The following is a 15,219-nucleotide window of genomic DNA, read 5'->3' on the forward strand; positions in this document are numbered from 1 at the left end:
CTCATGACAGATGCCAGTTTCACGGATGCACCCGTCGTGGCCCGTGAAGAACCTGAACCCGTCAAGCTACCGCCACCGGTTCTGTTCGACATGCCGGTGATGATCGGCGATTGCGCCACGCCGTTCGCGGGCAGCACGGTCCTGCACGCCCTTTTGGAGCGCAGGAGCGAGGATCAATAGGTCGGGTGGAACGTGCCCGCCGGGGACAGCGTAAAGATCTCGGCCCCGTCTGCGGTGATACCGATGGAATGCTCGAACTGGGCCGAGAGCTGCTTGTCCCGGGTCACCGCCGTCCAGTCATCCTTGAGCACCACTGTTTCCGGGCGGCCCAGGTTGACCATGGGTTCGATGGTGAAGAACATTCCCTCTTCCAGCATCGGACCGGTGCCCGCGCGCCCGTAGTGCAGCACGTTGGGCGGAGCGTGGAACACCCGGCCCAGGCCGTGGCCGCAGAAATCACGCACAACGCTCATGCGCTGACCTTCCACGTGGGACTGGATGGCGTGGCCGATGTCGCCAAAGGTGTTGCCCGGGCGCGCGGCCTCGATTCCCTTCATCAGCGCATCATGGGTCACCTGGAGCAGCCGCTCGGCCTTCTGGTTGGGCCGTCCACCGGCGACAAACATCCGGCTGGTATCGCCGAACCAGCCATCCAGGATCACAGTGACGTCGATGTTCAGGATGTCGCCGTCCTGTAAAGCGTCGGTGTCGCGGCGCTTCTCGAAGTTCTTAGATATGGTCTCGGATCTGGCCTTGGGGATCGGCGCGCCGGGGATACCGTGGCAGACCACGTGATTGACGCTGATGCAGCTGGCGTGCTGGAACCCCTTGTAGCCGATCGTGGCCGATGCCGCCCCGGCCTCGCTCACCCAGTCGGTGATCTGCCTGTCAAGGTCGCCGGTGGTGGCGCCGGGCACCACGTGATCGGCGATCCTGTCCAGTATCTCGGCCGCAAGCCGCCCGGCGGCATGCATTCCAGCGAAATCCGCCCGTTCGTGCAGGCGAATGCCATCCCTTGTGATCCTGCCGTGCGTGTCGTCCATGGCACCTGTTCCTTGTTTGACCTTCAGATAAGGCAAAACCGTCCGGCGCAAAAGGCCCGGCAATGCGTCTAATGCGCCGTGGTCGAGCCCCGAAAAGCGCAGGCGGGACCAAGGGTAATCGCCTCCCGCGTGATCGCGGCACGATGACAGACCACCTCGACGCCGGCTGCCCGGGCGGCCTGATAGGCGCCGGCATAGGCCGGGTCGATATCCGCGGCCAGGTCCATTTCGGCACAGTCCGTGCGTTGGACCAGGTAGAACATCACCGCGCGCCGCCCCGTCCGGGCGACCTCGGCCAGGTCGTTCAGGTGCCGGGTTCCGCGTTTGGTGACGCTGTCGGGAAACTCCGCCAGGCCGGGTTGCCGCGCCAGGGTCACCGACTTGACCTCGACGAAGGTATCCTCGCCCAGGCAGAAATCCACGCGGCTGCCGGTGCCGAACTTCACCTCGGCGCGGACCCTGCCAGCACCGGCCAGCGCGGGCACCGCCCCGGCCCGCAATGCTTCGCCCACCACACGGTTGGCCAGCCCGGTGTCGATGGTGACGAAACCGCTGTCCAGTTCCACCAGACGCCAGCCCCAGTCGAGCTTCTTTTTCGGATCGTCGTTGCGTTCCAGCCAGACCCTTGTCCCCGGCGCGTTCAGCCCCAGCATCGAGCCGGGATTGGGGCAATGCGCCTTCACCTCTTCACCGGTGTCCAGCACAACGTCGGACAGGAACCGCATGTAGCGGCGTTTCAGCCGGCCGGGCACGAGGGGAGTGGCAAAACGCATGACCCCGACCTATACCAAGGCCCAGCGAAGGAGAAGCCAATGCCGAACCCAACCGCCGCCATGCTCGTGATCGGGGATGAAATCCTGTCGGGACGCACCCGCGATTCGAACATGCATTTCCTGGCCGGTGAATTGACGCGGATCGGCATCGACCTGAAAGAGGTGCGCGTGGTCAGCGACGACCGTGCGGCCATCGTCTCGGCACTGAATGCCCTGAGCGCAGCCTTCGACACGGTCTTCACCTCGGGCGGGATCGGGCCGACGCATGACGATATCACCGCCGATTGCGTGGCGGCGGCCTTCGGCGTGGGCATTGACGTGCGCGATGATGCCCGTGCCATCCTCAAGGCGCATTACGACCGCGCAGGGACCGAGCTGAACGCGGCCCGGTTGCGCATGGCGCGCATCCCCGACGGGGCCGCGCTGATCGACAATCCCGTCAGCGCGGCCCCGGGATTCTCGCTAAAGAATGTACACGTGCTGGCGGGGGTCCCCTCGGTCTTTCAAGCCATGGTGGCGAGTGTCCTGCCGATGCTGGTGGGGGGCGCCCCGATGCTCAGCCAGACACTTCGGGTCAATCGGGGCGAGGGCGATGTCGCGGGTCCGCTGGCCCGCGTCGCCGAGGCCTTTCCGGATCTCTCCATCGGCTCCTACCCGTTCCAGAAGGATGGGGCATACGGCACCCATGTCGTGGTACGAGGCGTCGACGGTGCGCAGGTGGATGCCGCCATGGTGCGGCTGGCTGCCGACCTTGGGGCATGACGCCGGCGGCCCTGACAGACCTGATAGACGCCACTTGGCCCGCCGCATACTTGCGCCGCGACGGGCCCTGGACCATCCGCGCAGGCAAAGGCGGTGGCAGCCGTGTCAGTGCAGCAACAGCCCACACGCCCCCAAGCCCCGATGACATTCCCACCGCCGAGGCGGCCATGCGGGCGCTGGGGCAGGTGCCGCTGTTCATGCTGCGCGACGGCGAAGAGGTGCTCGACGCCGCGCTCGCCGAACGCGGATACGGGGTCAAGGACCCGGTTACGCTCTATGCCGCGCCCGTGGCGCAACTGGCGCTCCAGCCGCCGCCGATCACCTGCTTCAGGGTCTGGCCGCCATTGGCCGCGCAGCGGGAAATCTGGGCCGCGGGCGGGATCGGTCCGGAGCGGATCGCGATCATGGACCGCGCCGGGACGCCCAAAACCACGATACTGGGCCGCTGCGACGACACCCCGGCCGGGACGCTCTTCGTCGCGCTGCATGGGCGCGCGGCCATGGTTCACGCCATCGAGATCCCGACCCGTTTCCGTCGCCGTGGAATGGCCCGGCTGATGGTGCAGGGCGCAGCGGTCTGGTCGCAGGAAGCAAAAGCAAAAACCCTCGCCGTTCTTGTCACGAAGGCCAATATCGCAGCGAATGCGCTCTACTCTTCCCTCGGGATGCGCGCTGCGGCAGGATATCACTATCGAATTCACCCGGAGACCTGATGCCCGACAACGACCAGCCCACCGCTCTTGACCTGCCCATGGTGGAGCCCCTTCCCACGGACACGGCGAAATATTTCGCCATCTGCGAGAAAAAGCTGGGCCTGGTGCCCAACGTGCTGCGCGCCCATGCCTTCAATATCGACAAGCTGAACGCCTTCACGGCCATGTACAACGAGCTTATGCTGGCCGGCAGTGGGCTGACCAAGCTCGAACGCGAAATGATCGCCGTGGTGGTCAGTTCCGTCAACAAGTGCTTCTACTGCCTGACCGCCCATGGTGCCGCGGTCCGCGACTTGTCCGGTGATCCCGTGCTGGGCGAGAGGCTGGTGATGAACTGGCGCGTCGCCGACCTGGACGCGCGGCAGTTCGCCATGCTGGGCTTTGCCGAGAAGATAACGCGGGCAAGTGCCGAGATCACCGAGACCGACCGCCGGGCCCTGCGCGATGTGGGTCTGAGCGATCACGATATCTGGGACATCGCCAATGTTGCCGGGTTCTTCAACATGACCAACCGGGTTGCCTCGGCCACCGACATGCGGCCCAACGCGGCCTATCACGGGCAATCCCGCTGAGGTCGAGATGACACTGGTGCGCGTCCTGTTCCTGGCTTTCCTGCCCGCGTCGGCTGGGGCCGTAACGCTGGAATTGCCGGCCAGTGCGAATCTTCAGTCCGAAGTCAGCGAGAGCCCGGGAACCTATGACATGCCGGTTGCACCCTGGCGGGTCGACGGGATGCCGGTGCTATCGCACGAGGGGGCCTTTCGCCAACAGGCCTGGCTGATCGAGGGCTCGGGACTGACCACCGCACAGATTCTGCTGCCCCTGCGCGACCAGCTGTCGGAGGCCGGTTTCGAAGTTCTGTTCGAATGCCGGGCCGACGGATGTGGCGGCTTCGATTTCCGCTTTTCCACCCGGGTGATCCCCGCACCGGACATGCACGTGGACCTGGGCGATTTTCGATACCTCGCCGCCGAACGCAACCGTAGCGACGGCACGGAACTGGTAAGCCTGCTGATCAGCCGCTCGGCGCAGGCGGGCCATGTTCAGATCACCCGCATCGGCCCCCCGGCCGAGGCCGAGACCGACCGGGTCACCACCGGCGCGCCTCTACAGCGCGCCGAATCCGCCTCGCCCGAGGCGCTGGCCGAGCGGCTGGAAACCCGCGGACGCGCCGTGCTTTCGGACCTCGCCTTCGAGATCGGATCGGCACAGCTGGGGGCAGGCAGCTTCGGCTCGCTGTCCGAACTGGCGACCTACCTTGCCCTGCACCCCGAGCGACGCATTGCCCTGGTCGGGCACACTGATTCCGTCGGGGCGCTTGAAAACAACATCGCGCTCAGCCGCCGCCGGGCCGGATCGGTGCTGGAACGGCTGGCCACGGAGCACGGCGTGCCACGCCGCCAAATGGAGGCCGAGGGCATGGGCTATCTCGCCCCACTGTCCAGCAATCTGACCGAGGCCGGGCGCGAGTCGAACAGGCGTGTCGAAGTGATCCTGCTGTCAACACGCTGAAGGGCGCCGGCCCTATACCTTGGCGCGATCACGACGGGGTCGGGCGATACCAACGGGAGACGGGCAGACCTTGGCCCTTGCCGGCCCGGTCATCGGCACCCCGACCTTGCGCCCCTTGCACTTCGGAGGTGGAAGGATCAGGTCATCAGGTGCAGCAAGACAGGCGAGCCATGGGACATGCACATCACCACCATAACCACATCGACCCAACGGCCGGAGATGCCAGGGTGGTCGGGGCAATCGCAGTCAATGTCGTGCTCACGCTGGCGCAGATCGCCGGGGGGCTGTTGTCCGGCTCCTTGGCGCTGGTCGCCGATGCGGTTCACAATCTGTCCGACGCCGCCTCGCTGGGCATCGCGCTCGCCGCTCGCAAGATCGCACGCAAACCTGCGCAACCCTCGATGAGCTTCGGCTATGGTCGGGCCGAGGTGGTGGCGGCCCTCATCAACTACACCGCTCTGATCCTGATCGGATTCTACCTGGCCTGGGAGGCCGCTTGGCGGTTCGTCGATCCCACGCCCGTGGGCGGGTGGATCGTTGTGATTATCGCCGGGGTCGCGCTTATGGTCGACACGGTCACGGCGCTGTTGACATGGCGGATGGCCAAGGACAGCGTGAATATCCGGGCGGCTTTCCTTCACAACCTGGCCGATGCCGCGGGGTCGATCGCGGTAATCGTCTCGGGGGTGCTGATCCTGCTGTTCAACTGGTGGATCGTGGACCCGATCATCACGCTGGGGATCGCCGGCTACATCCTTTGGATGGCCCTGTCCGAGATGCCCCCCGTGATCCGCACGCTGATGCTGGCCAGCCCCGCGGGACTATCACCCGAGGCGGTGCATGCAGCGGCGCAGGATGTCCCGGGGGTGCGGGCGATCCACAACGCTCAACTGTGGGAAATGCAGGAGCATCAGGCCGCCTTCCATGCACATGTCGTCATCCGCAGGGGGGACTGGTCACGGGCCGACGCGATCAAGACCCAGATCAAGGCGCGTCTGAACCGCGATTTCGGGATCACACACAGCGTGCTGGAACTGGAATGCGCTGCACATGCCTGCACCGATGCGCCGCGTTTCGGGCAAGCCTGACAAGAATGGACCAAAAAGAAGCCGCGGCCCGGGGGCCGCGGAGGTTGGGGAAGCATCCCATCAGGAAGATCGTTTCGCCGGCTCCTACCAGCGTTCCGGGCCCTTTTCCGCAAAGGCATGGGCCAGAAAATCAATGAAGGCACGGACCTTGGGCTGGGTGAACCGGCCCGGCGGGTAAACGGCATAGATACCCTGGGTCTCCAAGGGCAGATCGGGGATCGCGTCCTCGACCAGGCCCTGGTGCATCGCCTCGGCATAAAGAAAGCTGGGCAGGTAGGCGATGCCCAGCCCCGAGATCGCGGCATTCAGCAGGGATTGCCCATCGTTCACCGTCAACCATCCAGCGGTCCGCACCTGGCGTTTTTCGCCAGAGGGCGCGGTCAGTTTCCAGACGGCGGAATTGGCGGCATTGGAATAATGCAACAGTTTGTGTTCGTTCAGGTCGTCAATGCGCTGAGGGCGGCCGTGCTTCTGGAAATACGACGGGCTGGCGACCATCCGCTTGGACGTCTCGGTCAGCTTGCGCGCGCGCAGGGTACTGTCTTCCAGCTCACCAATGCGGACAGCCATGTCGAAGCCTTCGGATATCAGTTCAACATAGCGGTTGTTGAGCACCATGTTGACGGTGATATCGGGAAACTCCTGAAGGAATTCGCCCAGCACGGGGGAGAGGTGATTGACCCCGAAATCGGTGGCCACGGATATTCGCAGCAGGCCCGCGGGATCCGATTGCATCGAGGTGACAAGGGCATCCGCCTCGCCCGCGTCGGTCAGCACCCGCCGAGCCCGATCGTAGTAGGCCAGGCCGATCTCGGTTGGACTGACCCGCCGAGTGGTCCGATTGAGCAGCCGTGCGCCCAGGCGCGCCTCGAGAGAGGACACATGCTTGGAAACGGCGGACTTCGAAATGCCCATCTTTTTTGCAGCATCCGTGAACCCGCCCTGGTCCACGACCGTGGCAAAGGCTTCCATTTCGGTCAGACGATCCATCCTGTGTCCTCGGTACTGTCCCGTGTTCAGACACAATGCTTGATCCTGAAATCGGGCAGGACTGCGGCGCGCGCCTGACAATTGATAGGTTTTCCGGGAACCGTTCAGCGCACGGAAACGCGCCCTGCCTCACAAGTAGCTTATGACCCAAGAATTGCCTGAGTTCGGAACCAATTCGCACAGATTCATGCGGTCAAGCCTAGAGAGGCGATAATAAGGAGACCTCCAGTGGCCAGTTACCAGATTTACACCCTGGATAAATCCGAGGTTTCCGTTTCCGGCGGGGAAAGCCTTGACGGGGTGACACAGGGCGACGGTTCGCACCTGGAGGGCGAAACGATCACGCTCGACTCCAACAACTGGCAAGCGATCGACATCTCTGACAATGACAGCAGCTTCGGCGATAGTGATTCCGGCCAGTCACTGGACGGGCCGCAAACCATCAACGGCATCTCTTACGCGTCGGGGACGACTGTCGAGGCAGAGTATCAGCTGACCGTATCGGACGGCACAACTACCTACGAGGTCATCGCCTTCAACGTGAACAACAGTTCACCGGCTTACGGCACGGTGGAGGGCCTGGCCTTCATCGGCGGATTTCCCCCGACCGGCGTTCCGCTGACGGTCCAGACTGCCACCGAGGGGCCCAACTTTCTGGCCGCGGACTACGCCGTCCCCTGTTTTGCAAGCGGAACGCTGATCGACACGCCCGACGGGCCGGCCCCGGTCGAGAGGTTGCGTGCGGGCGATATGGTCCTGACCGCTGATCGCGGGCCGCAAAGCCTGTGGTGGATCGGGTCCACGACGGTTGCCGCGATCGGTGCCCATGCGCCGATCCACCTGCCCCCGGGCGCACTCGGCAACACCCGCGCACTGCGCCTGTCGCCCGAACATCGCGTGCTGATCGGCGGCTGGCGGGCCGAACTGCTTTTCGGCACGGACAACGTGCTGGTGGCGGCCAAGCATCTAGTCGGGCACGGTGGGATACACCGCGCATCGGGCGGGTCGGTGACCTACCATCACCTGATGTGCGAACGGCACGAGATCCTCTTCGCCGAGGGGGCCGCAACCGAGAGTTTCCATGTCGGCGACACGATCCTCGACCGGATGCAGGCCGCCACCCGTGCTGAGCTTCTGACCCTGTTTCCCGAGCTGGCCGCGCCGACGAGGGCCGCGCGGCAGACCGTTCGCCCCTGTCTGCGCGGCTACGAAGCGATTGTCCTCTCGGCGGCCTGAGGGTCAGAGCGCGGCTGCCAGCCGCACGCCCTGGTCGATGGCCCGTTTCGCATCGAGTTCGGCCGCAACGTCGGCCCCGCCAATGACATGCGCAACCGTCCCGGTTTCCTCAAGAGCGTCGGCCAGGCGGCGTTCGGAAAGCTGACCGGCACAGAGAACGATCGTGTCGGCCTCGATCAGTGTCGGGTTTTCGCGGCCCTCGCCGAATGTGACGTGCAGCCCGTCCGCGTCTATCCGTTCGTAGTTGACGCCGCCGATCATCTCGACGTTGCGCATCCGCAGGCTGGCACGGTGAATCCAGCCGGTGGTCTTGCCCAGCCCCTTGCCCAGTTTCTGCGCCTTGCGTTGCAGCAGCGTGACCTTTCGGGCCGGGACATCAGGCTTCGGGCCCTCGGGGCGCAAACCGCCACGCACCTGCTCCGGGTCGCCCACGCCCCATTCCTCCATCCAGTCGTTCAGGTCCTCGGTCGGGCTGTCGTCAACGGTCAGGAACTCGGCGACATCGAAGCCGACCCCGCCGGCCCCGATCACCGCCACCCGGTCGCCCACGTCTGCGCCACGCGACAGGACGTCGACATAGGACAGGACGTTGGCGCCGTCCTGCCCGGGGATCGACGGATCACGGGGGGCGACCCCGGTGGCGATGATGACCTCATCGAATTCCACAAGCATCCCCGCGGTGGCCTCGGTGCCGAGACGGGTTTTCACACCAGTGGCGCTGACGCTCGCCGCAAACCAGTCCACCAGTCCGTGAAATTCCTCTTTTCCCGGGATACGCCTTGCCATGTTGAGCTGACCGCCCAAGGTCCCGGCCTTGTCGAAAAGCGTCACGTCGTGACCCCTGCTGGCCGCGGTCACCGCCGCCGACAGCCCCGCCGGGCCCGCGCCGACCACGGCGACGCGCTTGACCTGCACGGCCGGATCCAGGGTGATCTCGGTCTCGTGCGCGGCGCGCGGGTTCACGAGGCAGGACGCGATTTTCATGGAAAAGGTATGGTCGAGACAGGCCTGGTTGCAGGCAATGCAGGGGGCGATCAGGGCCGCCTGCCCCTCTGCCGCCTTCTTGACGAAATGCGCATCGGCCAGGAAGGGCCGCGCCATGGAGACCATGTCGGCGCATCCCTCGGCCAGCACGTCCTCGGCCACCTGCGGAGTATTGATACGGTTCGAGGTGATGACGGGCACACCCACCTGCCCCATCAGCTTTTTCGTGACCCAGGAAAAGGCCCGGCGCGGCACGCTGGTGGCGATGGTCGGGATGCGCGCCTCATGCCACCCGATGCCCGTGTTGATGATGCTAGCCCCCGCAGCCTCGATCTTGGATGCCAGCATGACGACCTCGTCCCAAGTCTGGCCCCTGGGGATCAGGTCGATCATGGACAACCGGTAGATCAAGATGAAATCGTCACCCACTGCCGCGCGCACCCGGCGCACCACTTCGACAGGAAGACGCTGGCGGTTGTCCAGGCTGCCGCCCCAGCGATCGCTGCGCCTGTTGGTATGCTCGACGAGGAATTGATTCAGGAAATAGCCCTCGGACCCCATGACCTCGACCCCGTCATAGCCCGCCTCGCGGGCGCGGGCGGCGGCGGTGACGATGTCGGCGATCTGTTTCTCGATCCCGTCTTCGTCCAGCTCGGTCGGCACAAACGGCGAGATCGGCGACTTGATGGCCGAGGGCGCGACGCAGTCCTTCCCATAGGCATATCGGCCCGCGTGCAGGATCTGCATGGCGATCTTGCCGCCAGAGTCATGCACCCGGTCCGTGACGATGCGATGATTGGCGACGTCCTCCGAGGTGAAGAGCCCAGCCGCGCCGGGAAAGACGCCGCCTTCACGGTTCGGGGCCATGCCGCCAGTGACCATCAGCGCCACATCACCGCGCGCCCGTTCCGCGTAGAATTCGGCCTCGCGGTTCCAGTCCTTCGTTTCCTCCAGCCCGGTGTGCATGGACCCCATCAGAACGCGGTTCTTGAGCGTGGTGAATCCAAGGTCAAGCGGAGCAAGCAAGTGTGGATAGTCGGTCATGGAGTGCCTCCCTATGGGGCTTCGTCTTGCCGCAAGTTGACGCGCAGGTCACGCGGGACGCGGCGTAATGCGACCGCCACGGATCATGTCACTCGTCCATGGTTTCCACGCAATGCCGACGAAACGCCTTTTTCAGCATGTCCAGTTCAGCCCGCAGCAGGCCAATTTCGGCGCGGATATCCTCGGCCAGGGCATCACCGGCGACGATGGCGAAGGAGGCCAACACCTCGTCCTCGCGCCGGTCACGGATCAGAAAAGTCTGTACCCCGTCCGCAAGCCGATCCGCCGGAATTGGTACGCGGACATACCAGCATTCCTCGACCCGGTCCTCCTCGACTTCGACACCCTCGATGGTCTGATCCAGATGCGTGACGACAAGATCCGGCTGCCAATTGTCGCGCCTGTCCCGGCTGAGCACACCGTGCCAGACCCCCTCGATCAAGCGCAGCTTGGTCAGCGTCATGTCCTGTCCCATGGCATCCCCCATCAAAGCGCGGCCCGGGGCACGCGGCAAAAGGTGACATCCCGGATTGTCACCTGGTTCATCTGCGGCCCCTCGAAGATCAGGTCTACCCAGGCGGCTTCGACCCTCTTCTCGTTGAGGTTGGTATAGGCAAGGTCGAACTCGACCATGACCTTGTCCTCGTGCAGGGGCAATTCCCGCACGATCTGTTCTGTATTCGGCCCGTGCCGGACGTTGAGACGCGCAAAAATCTCGAGCGGTTTTTCCATCTCGACGATGACGTCCAGGCGCAGCAGGTGCCTCTTGCGCAAACCATCACAGGCCGTCTGCGGCAGGTCGACGACAAGGCTGAGGAAAGAGCCATCGAACTGAAACACGTCAAGGCGCAGGCCGAAGGGTGCAAGGTCCGCCTCGCGCGTGTTTCGGAGCTGGCGCAGCGTCAGTTCCGAGACGCGGCAATCGTGGAACAGCGTGACCTCGTCACCCAGCGTGGTTCGGGTTTCGACCGCGACGAGGCCCTTGACGGGCAGTGCCCCGCGCCAGGCCTGGGGCCGCCAGGACCAGTCGGTTCCCTGCGGGCGGGGAAAAGCCGTCGATCCGATCCTCGGCAGGGCAAGGCGGCTGTCGGCCTGGTAGGTCAGTTCGTCCAGCGTGTGCCTCAGGTTGCGGGCGGCGTCACGCTGGCGGCGCAGTTCCGACAGCTCGGTTCGCGGGGCCTGCGCAGCCGCGCGCGACCAGTACTGTCGCATCCGGCGGTTTACGAACCGTGCCAGCAGCCCTTTGCGCAGCTTTGCCATGTGACGCCTTCGCGTTGTTTAACTTTCGGCAACATACCTGCCAAATTGTTTCATGAAAGGAAACATTTGCCGACGATGCCGGGAAATCTTCACCCTTGGGCCGACGGTCAGGCGCCCCCGATCGCCGGGCGGTTCACTTCGGCGAGGGCCTGCAGCGTGAGTTCCAAAAGGCTGCGGCCCGCCTCGCTGTCCAGCGGATCACGCTCGTAGCTCAGGACCGAGACCGTGACCAACCGGTCACCGATATCGGTAAAGCCGCGCCATACCGTGGGCGTCGTCCCCGGAATCGGCGCGCCCGCGCGATCCTCGAACCGGACCAGGACGACGCCGTCACCAACACGGACCTTGCCGATCTCGACCCCGTCTTCGCCACTGGCCAGAAGGGCCTGCCCGGCATCGTCACGCAGCACCTCGGCCAGGTCATTGGACCCTGCGCCGACAAGCGCGCTGCCCGGCGCCCCGAACTGCACCGTTAGCAACCCCGCGCGATCCGGCATCATCGCGGCACGGTCTGACAACAAAGCGCAGCCCGCCATAATCGCGAACCCCTTGGAAGCCACACTGGCGGACTGGTCCACGCAGTAGCCCCGGGGGCCGCGTACACGCACCGCGCCATCCAGCACTGAGAGGGTGCGGATGCCGTCACCGGTCATGTCGCGCCCCAACCCGGGAAAGGCGGCCCCGTCTGTGCAGGCCGACAGCCAGGCCAGCCCCAACAGCGCCAGAATGGTCTTGCGCATGATCCTCCTCCGCGCCATTCGCCCGTGTCGGTCTAATGGCGGGCCCCCGGGGGAACAAGCCCGATTGCCCCGGTTCACACCGCCAGGTCGTGGGCCATGCGGCACGACACCGTGCACGGCCATGGCCGTGGTCACCGCCCCGGCACAGGATCGAGACGCGCTGGCGGCCATCCGTCGCTGATTGCATTCCATCCGCGCCCGCCTTATCCCTGTCGCGCAACGTCAGAGGCGCCCATGAACTGGATTTCCAACTACGTCCGCCCGCGCATCAACTCGATCTTCTCGCGCCGCGAGGTGCCCGAGAACCTGTGGTCGAAATGCGATGAATGCGGCACGATGCTCTTCCATCGGGAACTGAGAGAGGCGCTGAACGTCTGCCCTTCCTGCGGGCATCACATGGGGATCACGCCACGGGATCGCTTCAGGGCGCTCTTCGACGGCGGCGTCTTCACCGAGGTCGACGTGCCCCAGCCGGTCGAGGACCCGCTGAGATTCCGTGACCAGAAGAAATACCCCGATCGCCTGCGCGCGGCGCAGAAAAAGACCGGCGAACGAGAGGCCATGCTGGTCGTCGAGGGCGAGATCGGCCGCACCCCCATCGTCGCGGCCGGGCAGGACTTTTCCTTCATGGGCGGGTCGATGTCGATGTATGTCGGCAATGCCATCATCGCTGCCGCCGAGCGCGCGATTGATACGAAGCGTCCGCTGATCCTGTTCTCGGCCGCGGGTGGCGCCCGGATGCAAGAGGGCATCCTCGGCCTGATGCAGATGCCGCGCACCACCATCGCGGTGCAGATGCTCAAGGAAGCGGGCTTGCCCTATATCGTGGTCCTGACCCATCCGACAACGGGCGGCGTCACCGCGTCCTACGCCATGCTGGGCGATGTGCAGATCGCCGAGCCCAATGCCCTGATCGGGTTCGCCGGGGCACGGGTGATCGAGCAGACAATCCGGGAAAAGCTGCCCGAGGGGTTCCAACGCGCCGAGTACCTGCTGGATCACGGCATGCTGGACCGTGTGACGCCGCGCGCGCAACTGCGCGACGAACTGATCACGATCACGCGCATTCTGATGGGCGAAGGTCCCGCCATCGCCGGTGACCTGCCCGCCCCGCCCGACGCTGCGGTCGCCGACGCGGCCCCCGACGAGGCGGCAGAGGGCGCCGCCCCGGAAAAGGACCCTGAGGCGTGAGCGCCGGGTCCGACGTCATCCTGCAACGGATGATGGCCCTGCACCCCAAGATCATCGACCTGACACTGGACCGGGTCTGGCGTCTCCTGGACACCCTGGACAACCCGCAGGAGCGCCTGCCGCCGGTGATACACATCGCAGGCACCAACGGAAAAGGATCTACACTTGCCATGATCCGGGCCGGACTGGAGGGGGAAGGGCACCGCGTGCACACCTATACCTCGCCGCACCTGGCGCGGTTTCACGAACGCATAGGGCTGGCAGGAGAGTTGATTTCGGAGGACCACCTGGCCGAAACCCTCGAGCGCTGCGAACGGGCCAATGGCGATGAGCCGATCACCTATTTCGAGATCACGACATGCGCTGCCCTGCTGGCCTTTGCCGAGACCCCGGCGGATTACACGCTGCTCGAGGTGGGCCTTGGCGGGAGACTGGACGCGACAAACGTGGTCGACCGCCCAGCGCTGACCATCATCACCCCGGTGGACATGGATCACCAGCAATTCCTGGGCGACACCTTGCCACAGATTGCCTCCGAAAAGGCCGGGATCATCAAGCGCGGCGTGCCCTGCATCGTCGGGCGTCAGCATGACGCCGCGCTGCAGGTGATCGAAGACCGCGCCGCGGGCCTCGCGGCCCCGGTGAAGGCCCTGGGCCAGCACTGGCAGGTGGCGGAAGACCGGGGGCGCCTGACCTACCAGGACGAGACCGGCCTGCTGGATCTGCCCCTGCCAAGCCTGCCCGGCCCTCACCAGGTGGAGAACGCCGGTGCGGCACTGGCCGGCCTTCGTCAACTGGGGTTCGGTGAGGCGGCCTGCGAGGCCGCAATGACCGACTCCGTCTGGCCCGCCCGGATGCAGAAGCTGACGCGGGGCGCGCTTGTCGAGCGCTTCCGCGGCGCCGAGATCTGGCTCGACGGCGGGCACAACCCGGCTGCGGGTGCGGCGCTCGCGGCAACGCTGGACGGCCTGCCCGAACGCCCGACGCATCTGGTCTGCGGGATGCTGAACACCAAGGACATCACCGGCTACATGGCACCACTCGCCCGCCATGCCGAATGCCTGACGGCGATTTCCATCCCCGGCGAGGCCGCCACCTTGCCCGCCGAGACCACGGCCCGGGCCGCCACGCAGGCAGGCATGTCGGCAACGACTGCTCCGGACCTCGACGGCGCCCTGCAAGCCATCACCGCCGACCAACCCGAGGCGCGTATCCTGATCTGCGGATCGCTATACCTGGCCGGGCATGTCCTGAGGGAAAACGGATGATCCGGCTTTGTGCCATTCTTCTTCTGCTCGCCACGCCCGCCAAGGCGGCAGACTTCGTGTTCTGCTGGCAGGGCGACAACGGCTACCGGATGGAGGGGCGCATGACCGTCCCCGATGTCCGCCTGTCACAAGCGCTGGTCAGACATGACGACGTCACAGGCTTTTTCATACAGGGCTTTCACCATGACATTCCCATCGGCAGCTGGGACCTTTCGCAACTGACCGCCGACACCAGCTGGAACCTGTCCTTCGATCCGGTGCGCATGGTCTTTCCAACAGGAGGCATGCACGATGGCCCCGAGGGACAGGCCTGGAACGCCGGGGGGCGCGCCAACGACTGCGGGGACCCGGGGTTCGGATTCAATTCAGGCACCAACGCGCAGGACCTCTGCGTCAATGACACCTGGATCACCGACAGCATGATCAACCGGTACACCCGGTTTCCCGTCTACGGGTCGGGCGCGGCCGCGCTCGATTGCGGCGGGGCCCCGTTGCTGGGCGCGCTCAGGGACAACGAGGCGCGGCTGGCGACGTGGGAAAGAAAAACGAATTCCTGATTCGGTTTTTCTTTGACCTGCGGATTCCCCAGTCGCTATATCTAGTATTGGATACGAT

17 protein-coding genes are annotated in these 15,219 nt (G+C 65.1%); 10 read left to right on the top strand and 7 right to left on the bottom strand.

All coding sequences use genetic code 11. The annotated features are described in order from the left end of the window. Positions 1–3: 3 nt before the first annotated feature. Positions 4–180 (top strand): hypothetical protein, encoded by a 177-nt coding sequence (locus tag VJ897_RS14665; RefSeq protein WP_324056514.1) that lies wholly within the window; start codon positions 4–6, stop codon positions 178–180. Here VJ897_RS14665 and map read toward each other — a convergent pair. Both map and sfsA read right to left on the bottom strand, forming a co-directional pair. Beyond that, a complete protein-coding gene (gene map / locus VJ897_RS14670; RefSeq protein ID WP_324056515.1) occupies positions 174–1,043 on the bottom strand; it encodes a type I methionyl aminopeptidase in 870 nt (289 codons plus the stop codon). The two genes, VJ897_RS14665 and map, sit on opposite strands and share 7 nt — an antisense overlap. Positions 1,044–1,111: 68 nt before the next feature. After that, positions 1,112–1,816, bottom strand: a complete 705-nt coding sequence (gene sfsA, locus VJ897_RS14675) for a DNA/RNA nuclease SfsA (protein ID WP_324056517.1) — start codon at positions 1,814–1,816, stop codon at positions 1,112–1,114. Between the two features lie 39 nt (positions 1,817–1,855). Between sfsA and VJ897_RS14680 the strand changes: the two genes are divergently transcribed. The 5 genes from VJ897_RS14680 to VJ897_RS14700 all read left to right on the top strand — a co-directional run bounded on the left by VJ897_RS14680 (position 1,856) and on the right by VJ897_RS14700 (position 5,891). Continuing rightward, positions 1,856–2,578 carry a competence/damage-inducible protein A gene (locus tag VJ897_RS14680; protein ID WP_324056519.1) on the top strand — a complete coding sequence of 241 codons (723 nt, stop codon included), beginning with the start codon at positions 1,856–1,858 and terminating at the stop codon, positions 2,576–2,578. Further along, positions 2,575–3,291 carry a GNAT family N-acetyltransferase gene (locus VJ897_RS14685; RefSeq protein WP_324056521.1) on the top strand — a complete coding sequence of 239 codons (717 nt, stop codon included), beginning with the start codon at positions 2,575–2,577 and terminating at the stop codon, positions 3,289–3,291. The genes VJ897_RS14680 and VJ897_RS14685 overlap by 4 nt, the downstream gene beginning before the upstream one ends. Continuing rightward, positions 3,291–3,863, top strand: a complete 573-nt coding sequence (locus tag VJ897_RS14690) for a peroxidase-related enzyme (RefSeq protein ID WP_324056522.1) — start codon at positions 3,291–3,293, stop codon at positions 3,861–3,863. The genes VJ897_RS14685 and VJ897_RS14690 overlap by 1 nt, the downstream gene beginning before the upstream one ends. A 7-nt stretch (positions 3,864–3,870) precedes the next feature. Beyond that, a complete protein-coding gene (locus VJ897_RS14695; protein WP_324056523.1) occupies positions 3,871–4,803 on the top strand; it encodes an OmpA family protein in 933 nt (310 codons plus the stop codon). Positions 4,804–4,973: 170 nt separating this feature from the next. Then, a complete protein-coding gene (locus tag VJ897_RS14700; RefSeq protein WP_324056524.1) occupies positions 4,974–5,891 on the top strand; it encodes a cation diffusion facilitator family transporter in 918 nt (305 codons plus the stop codon). Between the two features lie 84 nt (positions 5,892–5,975). Here VJ897_RS14700 and VJ897_RS14705 read toward each other — a convergent pair whose 3' ends face one another. Then, on the bottom strand, positions 5,976–6,881 hold the full coding sequence (locus VJ897_RS14705; RefSeq protein WP_324056525.1) for a LysR family transcriptional regulator: 906 nt from the start codon (positions 6,879–6,881) through the stop codon (positions 5,976–5,978). A gap of 228 nt (positions 6,882–7,109) precedes the next feature. Here VJ897_RS14705 and VJ897_RS14710 point away from each other — a divergent pair, with 228 nt between their 5' ends. Continuing rightward, on the top strand, positions 7,110–8,117 hold the full coding sequence (locus VJ897_RS14710) for a Hint domain-containing protein (protein ID WP_324056527.1): 1,008 nt from the start codon (positions 7,110–7,112) through the stop codon (positions 8,115–8,117). Positions 8,118–8,120: 3 nt separating this feature from the next. Here VJ897_RS14710 and VJ897_RS14715 read toward each other — a convergent pair whose 3' ends face one another. The 4 genes from VJ897_RS14715 to VJ897_RS14730 form a co-directional block, all read right to left on the bottom strand. After that, positions 8,121–10,145 (bottom strand): oxidoreductase, encoded by a 2,025-nt coding sequence (locus tag VJ897_RS14715; protein WP_324056528.1) that lies wholly within the window; start codon positions 10,143–10,145, stop codon positions 8,121–8,123. An 88-nt stretch (positions 10,146–10,233) separates the two neighbouring features. Further along, positions 10,234–10,620 (bottom strand): hypothetical protein, encoded by a 387-nt coding sequence (locus tag VJ897_RS14720; RefSeq protein WP_324056529.1) that lies wholly within the window; start codon positions 10,618–10,620, stop codon positions 10,234–10,236. Between the two features lie 11 nt (positions 10,621–10,631). Next, positions 10,632–11,405 carry a DUF6478 family protein gene (locus tag VJ897_RS14725; RefSeq protein ID WP_324056531.1) on the bottom strand — a complete coding sequence of 258 codons (774 nt, stop codon included), beginning with the start codon at positions 11,403–11,405 and terminating at the stop codon, positions 10,632–10,634. Between the two features lie 107 nt (positions 11,406–11,512). Next, the gene (locus VJ897_RS14730; protein WP_324056533.1) at positions 11,513–12,145 is read right to left on the bottom strand and encodes a hypothetical protein; all 633 of its coding nucleotides are present in this window, start codon (positions 12,143–12,145) and stop codon (positions 11,513–11,515) included. Between the two features lie 234 nt (positions 12,146–12,379). On the opposite strand from VJ897_RS14730, the gene accD reads away from it, so the two are divergent. From accD to VJ897_RS14745, 3 genes are read left to right on the top strand one after another with little or no spacing between them, the layout of a single operon-like run. Further along, a complete protein-coding gene (accD, locus tag VJ897_RS14735; RefSeq protein WP_324056534.1) occupies positions 12,380–13,336 on the top strand; it encodes an acetyl-CoA carboxylase, carboxyltransferase subunit beta in 957 nt (318 codons plus the stop codon). After that, positions 13,333–14,604, top strand: coding sequence for a bifunctional folylpolyglutamate synthase/dihydrofolate synthase (locus tag VJ897_RS14740; protein WP_324056535.1), 1,272 nt, complete (start codon positions 13,333–13,335; stop codon positions 14,602–14,604). Before accD ends, VJ897_RS14740 begins: the two co-directional genes overlap by 4 nt. Then, positions 14,601–15,161: a hypothetical protein gene (locus VJ897_RS14745; RefSeq protein WP_324056536.1), complete on the top strand. Its 561-nt coding sequence runs from the start codon at positions 14,601–14,603 to the stop codon at positions 15,159–15,161. Before VJ897_RS14740 ends, VJ897_RS14745 begins: the two co-directional genes overlap by 4 nt. Positions 15,162–15,219: the final 58 nt, after the last annotated feature.

Origin of the sequence: Salibaculum sp. (assembly GCF_035270045.1) — a bacterium.
In the GTDB taxonomy this organism is placed as follows: Bacteria; Pseudomonadota; Alphaproteobacteria; order Rhodobacterales; family Rhodobacteraceae; genus Salibaculum.

Excerpts from the sequence above, each read along its gene's own strand:
- VJ897_RS14730 (WP_324056533.1), bottom strand. The coding sequence starts at position 12,145 with ATGCGCAAGACCATTCTGGCGCTGTTGGGGCTGGCCTGGCTGTCGGCC.
- VJ897_RS14690 (WP_324056522.1), top strand. The coding sequence starts at position 3,291 with ATGCCCGACAACGACCAGCCCACCGCTCTTGACCTGCCCATGGTGGAG.
- VJ897_RS14705 (WP_324056525.1), bottom strand. The coding sequence starts at position 6,881 with ATGGATCGTCTGACCGAAATGGAAGCCTTTGCCACGGTCGTGGACCAG.
- accD (WP_324056534.1), top strand. The coding sequence starts at position 12,380 with ATGAACTGGATTTCCAACTACGTCCGCCCGCGCATCAACTCGATCTTC.
- map (WP_324056515.1), bottom strand. The coding sequence starts at position 1,043 with ATGGACGACACGCACGGCAGGATCACAAGGGATGGCATTCGCCTGCAC.
- VJ897_RS14745 (WP_324056536.1), top strand. The coding sequence starts at position 14,601 with ATGATCCGGCTTTGTGCCATTCTTCTTCTGCTCGCCACGCCCGCCAAG.
- VJ897_RS14715 (WP_324056528.1), bottom strand. The coding sequence starts at position 10,145 with ATGACCGACTATCCACACTTGCTTGCTCCGCTTGACCTTGGATTCACC.
- VJ897_RS14680 (WP_324056519.1), top strand. The coding sequence starts at position 1,856 with ATGCCGAACCCAACCGCCGCCATGCTCGTGATCGGGGATGAAATCCTG.
- VJ897_RS14695 (WP_324056523.1), top strand. The coding sequence starts at position 3,871 with ATGACACTGGTGCGCGTCCTGTTCCTGGCTTTCCTGCCCGCGTCGGCT.
- sfsA (WP_324056517.1), bottom strand. The coding sequence starts at position 1,816 with ATGCGTTTTGCCACTCCCCTCGTGCCCGGCCGGCTGAAACGCCGCTAC.
- VJ897_RS14720 (WP_324056529.1), bottom strand. The coding sequence starts at position 10,620 with ATGGGACAGGACATGACGCTGACCAAGCTGCGCTTGATCGAGGGGGTC.
- VJ897_RS14685 (WP_324056521.1), top strand. The coding sequence starts at position 2,575 with ATGACGCCGGCGGCCCTGACAGACCTGATAGACGCCACTTGGCCCGCC.
- VJ897_RS14665 (WP_324056514.1), top strand. The coding sequence starts at position 4 with ATGACAGATGCCAGTTTCACGGATGCACCCGTCGTGGCCCGTGAAGAA.
- VJ897_RS14700 (WP_324056524.1), top strand. The coding sequence starts at position 4,974 with ATGGGACATGCACATCACCACCATAACCACATCGACCCAACGGCCGGA.
- VJ897_RS14725 (WP_324056531.1), bottom strand. The coding sequence starts at position 11,405 with ATGGCAAAGCTGCGCAAAGGGCTGCTGGCACGGTTCGTAAACCGCCGG.